This is a genomic window from Curtobacterium sp. ODYSSEY 48 V2 (assembly GCF_023712625.1).
Taxonomy (GTDB): Bacteria; Actinomycetota; Actinomycetes; order Actinomycetales; family Microbacteriaceae; genus Curtobacterium.
In genome coordinates this window covers 469,632-484,024 of record NZ_JAMAXX010000002.1, presented here as the reverse complement: position 1 = coordinate 484,024, position 14,393 = coordinate 469,632, and the positions used below count along the sequence as shown (strand labels likewise).

Below are 14,393 nucleotides of genomic sequence, written 5' to 3'. Positions count from 1 at the left end.
GGCGGTGGCCCACCTGGCGGACGTGGGTCGGATCAGTGGGCGAGCTCGCCGTCGAGCCGCCCGCCCGACTCGCTGAGGTAACAGTTCGCGCAGAGCGACTCGTAGGTGACGTCGACCCCGTCGATCGCGACCTGGGACCCGTCGAAGACGAAGCGGCCGTCGACCTTGCGCGCGTTGAACACGGCCTTGCGACCGCACCGGCAGATGGTCTTGAGCTCCTCGAGCGAGTGCGCGACCTCGAGCAGTCGCGCGCTGCCGGGGAACGCCTCGGTGCGGAAGTCCGTGCGGATGCCGTAGGCGAGCACGGGGACCTCGTCGAGCACGGCGACGCGGAGCAGGTCGTCGACCTGGCGCGGGGTGAGGAACTGCGCCTCGTCGACGAGCACGCAGCTCACCGGACGCACCATGCCGTCGAGGCGATCCGACTCGGGGTCGGTGGCACCGGCGTCGGCGACCGCGTGCCGGACGTCGTCGTGGGGCGCGAAGACGACGTCCACGGAGCGTGTGACGCCGAGTCGGGAGACGATCTCACGGTCGCCCTTGGTGTCCACCGACGGCTTCGCCAGCAGCACGCGTTGCCCGCGTTCCTCGTAGTTGTACGCGGCCTGCAGCAGCCCGGTGCTCTTGCCGCTGTTCATCGCGCCGTACCGGAAGTAGAGCTTCGCCACTACGCGAGGAACCCGTCCTCGGCGGCACGACGGATGAGGTCCGACTTCTTCGACGCGGGACGGCCGACCTTGCTGTACTTCTCGCGGACGCGGCGGAGGTAGGTCTTGGCGGTCTCGTACTGCACGTTCATCTGCGCGGCGACCTCGTTCGTCGAGTAGCCGGACACGTACAGGCGCAGTGCCTCTTCCTCGCCCGCACTGAGCTTCGGGCGCTGGTGCGCGCTCGCGCCGGTCGGCAGCGGGCGCCAGTCGCGCTGCGCCGGGGTCTCCCGCGAGACACCCATGACCTCGCGCGCGACGTCCATGACCTCGCGCATCGGCAGCGACTTCGACAGGAACGCGGCCGCACCGGCAGCCAGGGCACGGTCGCGGGACTCGCGGCTGTCGACGCTCGAGAGCACGATGACCTTCGCCCCGGCAGCACGACAGGTGCGCACGCGGGCCTCGATCGACACCGGCTCCTTGAGCTGGAAGTCGAGGAAGACGAGGTCCGTCGGGAAGTTCTCGCTGTGCACCATCTCGAGCCACGTGTGGGCGGTGAGGGCGAGGTCGAAGTCGAAGGCGTTCACGGCGATCCAGCTCGACAGGCTGTCGAGCAGCACCTCGTGGTCGTCGAGGATCGCCAGCCGCACGCGTCGGGTTCCGGGCTGCGGGAGCGGTGGCACGCCCTCCGTGGTCCGGTTCGGGTCAGTGCTGGTCATAGGAGAACCTTAGTGCGAGGGACGATGGTCGGACGGCGACGTCGAGGTCGGGGAAGGTCACGCGGAGCACCGCGAAGTAGGGGTCGAACGTGCGGTGGATGCCGACGTCCGAGTCGTCGACCGCGAGCTCCGTGCGGACCTCGACGCGGTCGGGTGGGGCACCGGGCTCGCGCGAACGGCGGACCGTGGCACGGAACCGCGCGGGGTCCACCGTCGCTGCGCCGAGCGCCGCACGGAGGAACGTCCGGACGACGGTCCGCTGGTCGGTGTCGAGCGTCGCGATGAGGCCGTCCGGGTCGTCCACCGACTCGGCGGACCCGCCCTCGACGGCGACCGCGTACTCGAGCCACGTCCGGTCGGCGTCCGCGACCATGGCCTGCCGGATGCCGTCCGCGATGGAACGGGCGCGTGCGCGGTCGGCGTCGGTGATCACCTCACGCGTCCGGAGTTCGGCGAAGAACGGGGCGACGTCGCGCGCGAGGATGACGGAGCGGTCCTGCTGCACGCGCGCGGCGATGCCGTCCCGCTCGGCGCGCGCCACCGAGTACGAGCCCGCACGGATCTGCACGCGCTCCGCCAGGCCGCCGAAGGTCCACGCGAACACGACGGACGCCGCGGTGAGGACCAGCGTCGGCGCGGCGGCGAGGAAGGCGGCGACGGACACCGGTACCTGGTGCGGGAACACGGCGGCGGCGGTGCCCCAGGCAGCTGCGTCGACCGCTGCCAGGACGAGCCCGCCGACCGCCAGGTCCCGCCACGGCCGGTAGGGCGCGACCGTCACGATCCCGGTGGCGGTGAGCAGGCACATGAAGTCGTTGAGCGCGTTGCGGTCCGGCCCCCACTGCGCCGCGACGCTCGCGGCCGACGCTGCGCCGAGCAGCACGACGTGGAGCACGTACGCCCAGCGCGGGAACGGCGCCCGGAAGGGCGACGACGACGCGATCACGACCGCGCCCGACGCGCCCAGGAGCAGCACCGTGAGGGCGCTGAGCGTCGGGCTGCCGACCACGTCGCGGTCGAACACCGACACGAGCAGCGCCCACAGCACGCCGGCCGCACCGAGCAGGACGGCGAGGGGGCGGGAACCCATCGCGCCGAGCGGGTCCCACTGCTGTGCGGTCCGAGCGCCCCGGACTGCGGCCCGCACCGCGTCGACGCGACTCACCGGGCGGCTCCGCGGTCGGACTCACCCGTGACGGCGTACGACGCCGCGCCGCCGGTCCGTGCGCCGCCGGTGTGCGCGCCACCCGTGTGTGCGCCACCTGTGTGTGCGCCACCCGTGTGTGCGCCGCCGGTGTGTGCTCCGTCGACGCGAGCCGCGTCCCCGCTCGTGTAGGGCACGGTCATCATGACGCTCGTCCCGGATCCCGGCGACGACCACACCTGGACGTCACCGCCGACGCGGCCGATGCGTTCCCGCACCGAGCCGCGCAGCCCCATCCGGTCGCTGCCGGTCTCCTGCTCGTCGAACCCGCGGCCGTCGTCGACCACCATCACCGTGCACGACGAGCCGTCGTCGAAGACGCTGACCTCGGCCTCGTCGGTCCCCGCGTGCTTGCGGACGTTCGCCAGGCACTGCCCGACGGCTCGGAGCAGCGCCGTCGCCGCCGACGGGTCGAGCCGCGCCAGGGCAGCCGGATCACCGGTGACCGCGACCGCGAGCCCCGCCGCCCGGTGCTCGTCCACCATCGCGTCGAACGCGGCACCGGCAAGGGCCGGGTCCGGCTCGGACGTCGGGTCGGACGACGCGAGCCACTGCTTCCCGGTCAGCATCGCGACGTCGGCTTCGACCGTGCGCGCGAGCTGCGCGTCCATGGGGCCGTCGGGAGCGAGCGCGATGGCACCGAGGTGGTTGAGCACCGTGTCGTGCAGGATCGCCGCGGCCTCGGCCTCGACCCCGGCCCGGTAGGCGGACACGTGCTCCTCGCGCGCGGACCGGAGCAGCTCGGGCTGGACGCGCTCGGACCGCGCGGTGTTCCGGCTGGTGAAGAGCACGAGGGCGACGACGAAGCCCAGGGTGACCCAGGCGAGGATGAGTGGTCGGGGCGGCCCGTCCGCCTGCAGCACCGCGATCCCGGTCGCGAGCCGACCGACCAGGAACCCGCCGAACGACCAGACGACGACGCGACTCGCGACCGCACCGGCCCCGCCCACGAGCACGAGCGGGATCACCGCGAGCGACACCAGGTAGCTCGTCACCCAGCCGGCGGGCACCTCGCGCTGCACGATCGTGGTGAACCACCACGTGCAGACCCCGCCGGTGACGAGGAAGGCCACGGCCGAGCGCCAGGTGCCGAACTGCACGTGCACGCCGATCATCGCGAGCATGGGGAGGAGCGCGAGCACGGCCCCGGCGACCCGCACGTCGGGCTCGGCCAGTCGGTACAGCAGCAGGGTCACGGCGGCGGCGACGACCGATCCGATCGCCGCTGCGTGGAAGGCGCGCACGGTCGACCACGCGTTCACTCGCGGAGCGAGGTGCGTGGGGATGCCGAGCACGGGTCGATGGTCCTTCCGAGAGTCGTCCGGTCGCCGTGTGACGCGACCGTCCGGGGGCCGGTCGTGTACCCCGAAACGAGCGCGATCCGGCGACCCGCTCGATGCTACCGCCGATCACCGACACAGGGTGTCCCCCGAACGCGGAAGGTGGACGCTCCTCAGAACAGGGTCGGTCCGGACGGGCCTCCGATCACGGTCGTCCCGACACCGCGTCGGTCGAAGCCAGGGTCGGCACGCTTGAGCGGCGACGAGGTCGGGCGGGACTGCTCGTCGAGCGACACCGGGACGCGGTACCCGTTCGTGATGCCCCCGTTCGTGATGACCGACCCGACCAGGGCGCGCGGTCCGGTGTCGCCCGACCCCGGACGCGGTGCACGCGGAGCGGTCGCCGCCGCGGCCCGCTCGCCGGGTACGAGGTGCGCCTGCCGGTCGCTGAACCCCATGGAACCGGTCGCCGGGTCCACCCGGCCGAGTCCGAGACCGTGCGCGGCCAGGATCGGACGCACCCGGTCCGCGAGCCACCGGCGGTAGTCCGCGGGCGCGTAGGTGTTGTCGAGGTACATCGAGCGGTAGCGCGCGACGAGGTCGGGACGGGTCCGCTGCAGCCAGGCCGCCCACCACGGCTTCACGCCAGGACGCAGGTGCAGTGCGGAGTACATGACGCTCGAGGCGCCGGCCTCGGCCGCGCGACCGATCGCTTCGTCGAGGTGCGCGCGCGTGTCCGTGATGAACGGGAGCACCGGCATGAGGAACACCGAGCACTCGAGCCCCGCGTCGCGGATCGCCCGGACGGTCGCCAACCGGGCGGCGGTCGTCGGGGTCCCGGGCTCGACCTGCTGCTGCAGCTCGTCGTCGTACACGGCGATCGACATCGCCAGGTCGACCGGGACGCTCCGTGCCGCGTCGACCAACGTGGGCAGGTCACGCCGCAGCAGCGTCCCCTTCGTCAGGATGCTGAACGGGGTGCCCGAATCAGCCAGCGCGCGGATGACCCCGGGCATCAACCGGTAGCGCCCCTCGGCACGCTGGTACGGGTCGGTGTTGGTGCCGAGCGCAACGGGGTGCCGGTCCCACGACGGCTTCCGGAGCTCACGGCGCAGGACGTCCGCGACGTTGGTCTTCACGACGATCTGCTGGTCGAAGTCGGCGCCCCCGTCGAACTCCAGGTACGTGTGCGTGGGCCGCGCGAAGCAGTAGACGCACGCGTGACTGCAGCCGCGGTACGGGTTGATCGTCCACCCGTAGGTGCCGCTGCCGTCGGCAGCCGGCACACGGTTCAGGGCACTCTTCGCCAGGACCTCGTGGAAGGTGACCCCGGCGAACTCCGGTGTGGTGACGCTGCGCACCAACCCGCTGTTCGACTCGAGCCCCGGCAGGGCGTCACCGCGCTCCGCTCCGATCGACTGCCCGCTCCACCGCATGCCCTCATTCGAACACACGTTCGAACCAGGGGCAAGTCGCCCGAGCGGCGGGGCTCAGTGGTGCAGACCGAGGACCTTCGCGGTGTGCTCGAGGGTCTCGTCGGCGAGCTGCGGGTCGGCGCCGAGGTCCTTGCCGTAGGTGGGCACCATCGTCCGCACCATCGGGGCCCAGGCGTCCCACCGGTCCGGGAAGCACCGCTGCAGCATCGTCAGCATGATCGGCACCGCGGTGGACGCACCGGGGCTCGCGCCGAGCAGGCCGGCGATCGAGCCGTCGGCCGAGGTGATGACCTCGGTGCCGAACTGCAGCACCCCGCCCTTGTCCGGGTCCGGCTTGATGACCTGCACGCGCTGCCCGGCGGTGATGCGGTGCCAGTTCTCCGGTTCGGCGGTCGGCATGAAGTCGCGGAGGGCGTCGAACTTCGTCTGCTTCGACGCCAGGAGCTGCCCGACCAGGTAACGGACCAGGTCGAAGTTCGAGAACGCCACGCTCAGCATCGGTCGCAGGTTGTGCGGTCGGATCGACCGGAACAGGTCGAGCAACGAGCCCTGCTTGAGGAACTTCGGGCTGAACCCGGCGTAGGGGCCGAACATCAGCGACGCCCTGCCCTCGACGATCCGGGTGTCGAGGTGCGGCACCGACATCGGCGGAGCGCCGACGCTCGCCTTGCCGTACACCTTCGCCGCGTGCTTCTGCACGACCTCGGGGTCGTCGGTGCGCAGGAACTCGCCGGACACGGGGAACCCGCCGTACCCGCGGATCTCCGGGATGCCCGACTTCTGCAGCAGGCGCAGGGCCCCGCCGCCGGCGCCGACGAAGACGAACTTCGCCGCGATGCGCTGCGTCGACCGACCGATCTCGTTGCGGACGTCGAGCGCCCACCCCTCGGAGACCTTCGACCGCGTGATCTTCTGCACCTGGTGCGACGGCTCGAACTCGACACCGGCGATCTCGAGCTCGTCGAAGAGCTGCTGCGTCAACGAACCGAAGTCGACGTCCGAGCCGGCGGCCGAGTACGTCGCAGCGACCGGCTGGTCCTTCTTGCGCCCCGGGATGAGCGCGGGCGCCCACCGGCGGATCTGCGCCGGGTCGTCCGAGTACTCGATGCCCGCGAAGAGCGGGTGACCCTTGAGCGCCTCGTACCGCTTGCGCATGTACTCGACGTTGTCCTCGCCCCACACGAAGGAGATGTGCGGGGTCGGGTTGATGAAGTTGGACGGCTGCGGGAGCGCGCCGGTCTCGACCAGGTGCGCCCAGAACTGCCGCGAGACCTGGAACTGCTCGTTGACGGTCACGGCCTTGGCGATGTCGACGTGTCCGTCCGGCATCTCCGGCGTGTAGTTCAGCTCGCACAGCGCGGAGTGACCGGTCCCGGCGTTGTTCCACGGGTTCGAGGACTCCTGCGCGACCGAGCCGAGCCGCTCGTACACGCGGACCTTCCACGTGGGTTCGAGGCGGTGGATGATGGCGCCGAGCGTGGCGCTCATGATCCCTCCCCCGATCAGGACGACGTCGATCGGGTCCACCTGCTTCACTGCCACACGACGATCCTACCCACTGCCGCTGGGTCGCCCGGGGGCATCGTCCGGATGCGGGGCGCTGGTCGTACCCATCGCACCTGCTAGTGAAGTACGACATTCCGGATGTGGCACCATTTCACGGTCCCGATCGACCGTCCCCTCCCGGAGGCCCCACCGTGAACCACCGCCGGCGCGCCCGTCTCGCCCTCCCGCTCCTGCCCGCGGCCGCGATCGCCCCGCTCCTGCTCGGCCCTGCCGCCCTGGCCGACACGCTCCCCTCGCCGCAGCCCGAGCCACGGGCTGCGCCCGCTGCGACGCTGGAGGGCACCTTCCACGTCGTCGGCACCACCGGCTTCGTCGCCGTCGCCGACCACGACGGCCAGCCCGTGCTCGACACCCGCCCGGTCGCCGCCGACACCGCGCACTACCCCGCGCCCGGCACCACCGGTCCGCTCGTCGTCGGGTCGATGTGCCTGTCCGCCCTCAACGGCCCCGGGCTGCCCTTCGCCGTGCTGGCCGACGCCGCCGTCCCCTCCGGCTGCCTCCAGGTCCGCACCACGAGCCCCGCGCCCCACGTCGTCCGGTTCACCGCCGACGACCCGTCCTCACCGGCGAACGGCCTCGAGCTCGGCCTGCAGGCGAACGGCGCGCTCCTGGCGCTCGGCACCGCGGGGTCCGACATCGAACTCGTCACCGAGGGCCCCGTCGTCGCACCGACGCTCGACCACACCGACCTGGCACCCGGTTCCGCCCTCTCGGGCACCGCCACGCCCGGCGCGCACGTCGTCGTCGTCCGTGACGGGACGGTGGTCTGTGAGACCGATGCCGCCGATCGAGGTGCGGACGACGCCGGACACTGGTCCTGCTCGCCGATCGATGCGCTCACCGAGGGCACGTACACCCTCGAACTGTTCGCCTCGACCCCCGCCGGGCAGCTCGCGCCGCCCGTCCCCGTCGAGGTCGTCGTGTCCGCAGGGACCGGCGCCGGCGACGGTCCGGACCCCGACCCCGGTGACGGCGAGGGCACCGATCCGGGTGACGCACCGTCTCCGGGAGACGGTGCCGGAGGCACGGGCGGCACCGGGACCCCCGGTGAGGCCGACCAGACCGGCGAGCCCGGCGCGGACGGACCGTCGCCAGGACCGGCGACGACCGCCCGGACCGTCGACGCCGCGCCGCAGGGGCGCCTCGCCTGGACCGGCACCGAGGTGACCGGCCCCCTCGCCGTCGCGCTCGCGCTCCTCACCGCCGGGACCGGCGTGCTGCTGCACCGACGACGTCGCACTCGGTCCCGTTCCTGACGGTCGGGACGACGGACGGGAGGCCCGTGGCGGTGTCGCCACGGGCCTCCCGTCCGTCACGTGTCGCGTCGGCGACGGTGCTCGCTAGGCGGCGACCGCGCGCCGTTCGAGGATCGTCTCGGCGATCTGCACCGCGTTGAGCGCAGCGCCCTTCCGCAGGTTGTCGTTGCTGACGAAGAGGACCAGGCCGTGGCCGTCGGGCGCGGACTGGTCCGCGCGGATGCGGCCGACGAAGGACGGGTCCTGACCGGCTGCCTGCAGCGGAGTCGGGACGTCCGCGAGCTCGACGCCCGGGGCCGTGGCGAGGAGCTCCGTCGCCCGCTCGGGCGAGAGCGGCTGCGCGAACTCGGCGTGCACGGAGATCGAGTGCCCGGTGAACACGGGGACGCGCACGCAGGTCCCGGCGACGAGCAGGTCGGGCAGCTCGAGGATCTTGCGGCTCTCGTTGCGGAGCTTCTGCTCCTCGTCGGTCTCCCCCATGCCGTCCTCGACGATGCTGCCCGCGAGCGGGACGACGTCGAAGGCGATCGGTCGGACGTACTTGACCGGCTCCGGGAAGGTCACCGCCGAACCGTCGTGGGTGAGCGCCGCGGTGTCCTGCTCGAGCGCCGCGCGCGCCTGGCCGAGGAGCTCCTCGACTCCGGCGAGGCCCGACCCGGACACGGCCTGGTAGGTGGTCGCGACGAGACGGCGCAGCCCGGCTTCGGTGTCCAGCACCTTGAGGACCGGCATGATCGCCATCGTCGTGCAGTTCGGGTTGGCGACGATGCCCTTCGGGGCGTCGTCGATCGCGTGCGGGTTGACCTCGCTCACGACCAGCGGCACCTCGGGGTCCATCCGCCAGGCGCTCGAGTTGTCGACGACCACCGCACCCGCCGCCGCGAACTTCGGCGCGAGGGCGCGTGACGCCGTGGCACCGGCCGAGAACAGCGCGATGTCGATGCCCGACGGATCGGCGGTCTCGGAGTCCTCGACGACGATCTCCTCGCCGCGGAACGACAGCGTCGAACCGGCGGACCGGGCACTCGCGAAGAACCGGACGTGGTCGGCCGGGAACGCGCGCTCCTCGAGGAGGCGACGCATCACGGCGCCGACCTGGCCGGTGGCGCCGACGACGGCGACGGTGGTGCTCATGTGGTGCTCCTGCTCGTGGGTCGTGTCGGCGCGGGGCTCAGCGCCCGGTGCCGGCGTAGACGACGGCTTCCTGGTCGGCGTCCAGCCCGAAGGCCTGGTGCACGACGCGCATGGCCTCGTTCAGGGTGTCGGCGCGCGTGACGACCGAGATGCGGATCTCCGAGGTGGAGATCATCTCGATGTTGATGGACGCCTCGTGCAGGGCGCGGAAGAGCGCCGCCGAGACACCGGCGTTGGTCCGCATGCCGGCACCGACCAGTGCGAGCTTGCCGATCTGGTCGTCGTACTGGATGCCCGAGTAGCCGATGTCGGCCTTGGCGACCTCGAGCGCGGTCAGGACGCCCTGGCCCTGGTCCTTCGGCAGCGTGAACGAGATGTCCGTGCGGCCCGTGACCGCCTCGGACACGTTCTGCACGATCATGTCGATGTTGGCGCCGGCGCGGGCCACGATCGTGAAGATCTCGGCGGCCTTGCCGGGGGTGTCGGGCACGCCGACGACGGTGATCTTCCCCTCGGAGAGGTCTCCGGCGATGCCGGTGATGATCGGTTCTTCCACGGTTTCCCCCTCTGCAGGGTTGTAGACGATGGTGCCCTCGGCGTTGCTGAACGAGGAGCGGACGTGCAGGGTGACGCCGTGCCGACGGGCGTACTCGACGGCACGGATGTACAGGACCTTGGCGCCGGAGGCGGCGAGCTCGAGCATCTCCTCGCTCGTGATCCGGTCGACCTTCTTGGCCTTCGGCACCACGCGGGGGTCCGCGGTGAAGATGCCGTCGACGTCGGTGTAGATCTCGCAGACGTCGGCGTCGAGCGCGGCGGCGAGCGCGACGGCGGTGGTGTCCGACCCACCGCGACCGAGCGTGGTGATCTCGCCCGTCGTGCGGTTGAACCCCTGGAACCCGGCCACGATCGCGACGTGCCCGGCGTCGAGCGCCTCGCGCACCCGCTTCGGGGTGACGTCGACGATGCGGGCCTTGCCGTGCTGGGCGTCCGTGAGCATGCCGGCCTGGCTGCCCGTGTACGACGATGCCTCGACCCCGAGGCTCTTGATCGCCATCGCGAGCAGCGCCATCGAGATGCGCTCCCCCGCGGTGAGCAGCATGTCGAGCTCACGACCGGCGGGGATCGGCGTCACGGAGTGCGCGAGGTCGACGAGCTCGTCGGTGGTGTCGCCCATCGCCGAGACGGCCACGACGACGTCGTTGCCCGCCTTCTTCGTCTGGACGATCCGCTTCGCCACGCGCTTGATGCTCTCGGCGTCCGCGACGGACGATCCACCGAACTTCTGCACGATCAGGGCCACTGGCTGGTACTCCCGGGGACGACGGTTCCGCGACGGTCGCGCGGTCTGTCAATCGTAGAGGGTGTTCCGCGGATGTTGCGTGTGAGGCGGGCTCGACGCAACGATCCTGCGCGCACGTCCGTCAGTGACCGACCACGCGTCGGCCCTCGAAGGCGCGGCCGAGGGTCACCTCGTCGGCGTACTCGAGGTCACCACCCACCGGCAGCCCGGACGCGAGTCGCGTGGTGCGGATGCCCATCGGGACGAGCAGTCGGCTGAGGTAGGTCGCCGTCGCCTCGCCCTCGAGGTTCGGGTCGGTGGCGATGATGACCTCGTCCACGGTGCCGTCGGCCAGCCGCGTCATCAGCTGCTGGATCCGCAGGTCGTCCGGACCGACACCGTCGATCGGGCTGATCGCTCCGCCGAGCACGTGGTAGAGCCCACGGAACTCGCGGGTGCGCTCGATGGCGGCGACGTCCTTCGCCTCCTCCACGACGCAGATCACCGACGGCGACCGACGGGGGTCACGGCAGATGCTGCACCGCACGTTCTCGGTGACGTTGCCGCAGACCTCGCAGAAGCGCACCTTCTCCTTGACCTCGGCCAGGAGCTCGGACAGTCGCGCCGGGTCGAACGACTCGGTCTGCAGGATGTGGAACGCGATGCGCTGTGCCGACTTCGGGCCGATGCCCGGCAGCCGACCGAACTCGTCGATCAGGTCCTGGACGATCCCGTCGTACATCAGGCGCCTTCCTCGTGCAGGGCGGTCTCCTCGATGAACTGCGCGCCGAGGATCTCACGGACGACCGCCTCGCCGTACCGACCAGCGACCGGCGTCCGACGGACCTGGGGTGCAGCGGTCCGTGCCGGAGCTGGCTGCGCAGCCGCCTCCTGGGTCGGTGCTGTCTGCGCAGGTGCTGCCTGCTCGGGCGCGGCCGGTGCGGGTGCGGCCTGTGCCGGGCCGGTCGGCGCCGGTGCTGGTGCCCGCGTCGGTCGCTGGCTCGGTGCGCCCGAGGACGCGTGCGCTCCCGGATCGGGGAAGGGAGCACCGTCGTCGTAGGGCTCGTCGTCGAGCGGGTAGTCGTCGACCGGGACGTCCGGCCCACCGGAGGGTGCGGCGGCCGCGGTACCCGGCGCGGCGGGCGCTGCCGATGCGGGCGCTACGGCTGCGGCCGGTGCGGGCGCTGCGGCTGCGGCCGGTGCCGGCGCTCCCGGTGCGTCGGGTGTCGGGTCGCTCGGTGCAGCAGCACGGGCTGGGCGTGTTCCGGCACCGCCGAGCGCGGAGGCCGGACGGAGCTGTGCAGCGAGGGCCGCGTCGGCGGCGGGGTCGGAGACCGGTGCGACGGGCACGACCGGTTCCCCGGTGTCGGTCGTCCCGAACGGTGCCGACCAGCCCGGCTCGAGGTGCTCGGGCACGGCGCCGGCGGTCGGGTCGGTCGCCGGGATCGTGGCGACGGCCCAGTCGGTCACCGGAGCGCTGGGCGTGGCCGGCTGCTGCCGTGTGGTCGGCTGCTGAGATACGCCCTGCTGTTGGTTCGCCTGCTGCGGGCTCGCCTGCTGCGGGCTTGCCTGCTGCTGCTGCTGGCTCGCCTGCTGCTGCTGGCTCGGCTGCTGCTGCTGGCTCGGCTGCTGCGGCGCAGTCGGCTGCTGCTGCTGCGTCGGCTCTTCGGCAGTCGTTGGCTGCGGCGGTGCGGACTGCTGGCGCGCGGCCTGCTGCTGGCTGGTGTCCTCCGACGTCACGTGCGGTCGCGTCGGCTGCTGCTGCGACGCCTGCCGACCCGGCTCCGACGCGGGAGCACCGGCCGAGCGCTGCTGTCCCGGCCCACGGGCGACGAACTTCACCCGCAGGCCGAGGACGTCGATGATCGCCGAGCGGAGCAGTTCGCTGACGCTCGTCGCGGGGTCGGACATCTCCTTGAACGACGCCACGTCCTGCTGGCTGGGGAAGGTGAGCGTCAGCACGTCCTCGCGCAGGGCCGTCACCTGGGCCGTGACCACCACGGACCAGGCCGAACGCCGGGCGCGCTGGACGTGCTCGACGACCTGGGGCCAGGCGTCGCGGAGCTGCTGGAAGCCGACGGCGGCGACCGGTCGGACGACCGCCTCGTCGCCGACGGCCGTCCCCTGCCCGGTGGACGACGCGTTCGCGGTGCCCGACGGATCGTGCTGGTGCTGCTCGGTCGGGTGTGCCGTCGTCGTCGCACTCGACGCGCTCTGCTCCGCCGGTCGGCCCGCAGACCGATCGGTCGGGCCGTCGGCCGGACCCTGGCTCGGGGGCGTCGCCACGGCCGCCCAGGAGGCAGCGGCATCGCGCACGGCCGCACCGGGGTCCCGCGGCTCCGCGCCACGCGCGGTCGTCGGAGCCTGGTCGGCCGGCTCCTGGTCTGGTCGGGTCGGGGCCGCTGCTCGGGTCGGGGCCGCGGTCGACGCAGCGGGCTGCGCAGCCGGGGTCGCCGGCGAGGAGCCGGCCTGCGCCGGAGCGCTGCCCGCTCCCGTGCGCGGAACCGGAGCGCCCGCGGAGGACTGCTGTGCACCCTGCGGGCGTTCGACCACGGCCGCAGCCTGGTGCCCGCCGGCGTCGCCGACACCGACGCGACGCTCGAGCCGCTCGACGCGGGCGAGTGCACCGCGCTGGGTGTCGTCGACCTCGGGCACGAGCATGCGCGCCGTCATCAGCTCGAGGTGCAGTCGGGGCGACGTCGCACCGGTCATCTCGGTGAGCGCGCGGTTGGCGATGTCGGCGGACCGCGACAGGGCCGTCGCACCGAAGACACCGGCCTGCCGGGTCATGGTGTCGAGTTCCTCGGGAGAGATCCCGCGCAGCACGGCTGCGGCGCTCTCGTTCGTCGCCGCGACGACGATCAGGTCACGGAGTCGCTCGAGCAGGTCCTCGACGAAGCGACGCGGGTCCTGCCCGGTCTGCACCACGCGGTCGACCGCGGCGAAGGCCGAGGCGGGGTCGGCCACCGCCAGCGCGTCCACGACGTCGTCGAGCAACGCAGCGTCGGTGTAGCCGAGCAGGGCGACCGCGCGTTCGTAGGCGATCGCGCCGTCCTCGCTGCCGGCCATGAGCTGGTCGAGCAGCGACAGCGTGTCTCGCACCGACCCCCCACCGGCACGGACGACGAGCGGGAGGACACCCGGTGCGACGGAGACCGACTCCTGCTCGCACAGCTGCTCGACGTACTCGAGCATCGTGGCCGGCGGAACGAGCCGGAACGGGTAGTGGTGGGTCCGGGAGCGGATGGTGCCGATGACCTTCTCCGGCTCGGTGGTCGCGAAGATGAACTTCACGTGCTCCGGCGGTTCCTCGACCAGCTTGAGCAGGGCGTTGAAGCCCTGCGGCGTCACCATGTGCGCTTCGTCGAGGATGAAGATCTTGTAGCGGTCGCGCGCCGGTGCGAACACGGCGCGGTCGCGCAGGTCGCGCGCGTCGTCGACGCCGTTGTGGCTCGCTGCGTCGATCTCGATGACGTCGAGCGATCCCCCGCCACCCCGGGCGAGCTCCACGCAGCTCGGGCAGACGCCGCACGGCGTGTCCGTCGGGCCCTGTTCGCAGTTCAGGCACCGGGCGAGGATGCGCGCCGAGGTCGTCTTGCCGCACCCGCGCGGCCCGCTGAACAGGTAGGCGTGGTTCACACGGTTCGTCCGCAGGGCGGTCCGCAGCGGGTCGGTGACCTGCGACTGACCGATCAGCTCGGCGAAGTTCTCGGGCCGGTAACGGCGATACAGGGCGGTGACCACGGACCAAGGGTAGCCGGGACGGCCGACAGCGCGACGCCCTCGGCGACCACCTGTGGAGGGGGCGACGAGGGGCGGGACGACACCGCGCCTCCCGGCCGTCGTGACGACGGACGAGAGGCGCG

The 14,393-nt window shown here is 72.3% G+C and carries 10 protein-coding genes and 1 pseudogene; 1 reads left to right on the top strand and 10 read right to left on the bottom strand.

Annotated elements, in window-relative coordinates; translation table 11 throughout:
- Window positions 1-32: 32 nt before the first annotated feature.
- From M3666_RS04975 to M3666_RS04950, 6 genes and pseudogenes are all read right to left on the bottom strand, one after another.
- Entirely contained in the window at window positions 33-668 is a 636-nt protein-coding gene (locus tag M3666_RS04975) for a thymidine kinase (RefSeq protein ID WP_066655166.1), read from the bottom strand.
- Window positions 668-1,369: a response regulator transcription factor gene (locus M3666_RS04970; RefSeq protein WP_235426346.1), complete on the bottom strand. Its 702-nt coding sequence runs from the start codon at window positions 1,367-1,369 to the stop codon at window positions 668-670. The genes M3666_RS04975 and M3666_RS04970 overlap by 1 nt, the downstream gene beginning before the upstream one ends.
- Complete coding sequence (locus tag M3666_RS04965; protein ID WP_251154639.1) at window positions 1,356-2,534, bottom strand: hypothetical protein; 1,179 nt, start codon at window positions 2,532-2,534, stop codon at window positions 1,356-1,358. The genes M3666_RS04970 and M3666_RS04965 overlap by 14 nt, the downstream gene beginning before the upstream one ends.
- Window positions 2,531-3,868, bottom strand: a complete 1,338-nt coding sequence (locus M3666_RS04960; RefSeq protein WP_251154638.1) for a sensor histidine kinase — start codon at window positions 3,866-3,868, stop codon at window positions 2,531-2,533. Before M3666_RS04960 ends, M3666_RS04965 begins: the two co-directional genes overlap by 4 nt.
- A 349-nt stretch (window positions 3,869-4,217) precedes the next feature.
- A pseudogene (locus M3666_RS04955) lies at window positions 4,218-5,289 on the bottom strand (Rv2578c family radical SAM protein); the annotation flags it as partial.
- Between the two features lie 54 nt (window positions 5,290-5,343).
- Entirely contained in the window at window positions 5,344-6,831 is a 1,488-nt protein-coding gene (locus M3666_RS04950) for a malate:quinone oxidoreductase (RefSeq protein ID WP_308301827.1), read from the bottom strand.
- Between the two features lie 155 nt (window positions 6,832-6,986).
- On the opposite strand from M3666_RS04950, the gene M3666_RS04945 reads away from it, so the two are divergent.
- Window positions 6,987-8,111, top strand: a complete 1,125-nt coding sequence (locus tag M3666_RS04945) for a hypothetical protein (RefSeq protein ID WP_251154636.1) — start codon at window positions 6,987-6,989, stop codon at window positions 8,109-8,111.
- Window positions 8,112-8,195: 84 nt separating this feature from the next.
- On the opposite strand, the gene M3666_RS04940 is transcribed toward M3666_RS04945, so the two are convergent.
- From M3666_RS04940 to M3666_RS04925, 4 genes are all read right to left on the bottom strand, one after another.
- Complete coding sequence (locus M3666_RS04940; protein ID WP_251154635.1) at window positions 8,196-9,245, bottom strand: aspartate-semialdehyde dehydrogenase; 1,050 nt, start codon at window positions 9,243-9,245, stop codon at window positions 8,196-8,198.
- Between the two features lie 37 nt (window positions 9,246-9,282).
- Window positions 9,283-10,548, bottom strand: coding sequence for an aspartate kinase (locus M3666_RS04935; RefSeq protein ID WP_066655175.1), 1,266 nt, complete (start codon window positions 10,546-10,548; stop codon window positions 9,283-9,285).
- A 121-nt stretch (window positions 10,549-10,669) separates the two neighbouring features.
- Window positions 10,670-11,269, bottom strand: coding sequence for a recombination mediator RecR (recR, locus tag M3666_RS04930; RefSeq protein ID WP_066655176.1), 600 nt, complete (start codon window positions 11,267-11,269; stop codon window positions 10,670-10,672).
- Complete coding sequence (locus tag M3666_RS04925) at window positions 11,269-14,271, bottom strand: DNA polymerase III subunit gamma and tau (RefSeq protein ID WP_251154634.1); 3,003 nt, start codon at window positions 14,269-14,271, stop codon at window positions 11,269-11,271. Before M3666_RS04925 ends, recR begins: the two co-directional genes overlap by 1 nt.
- Window positions 14,272-14,393 lie beyond the last annotated feature (122 nt).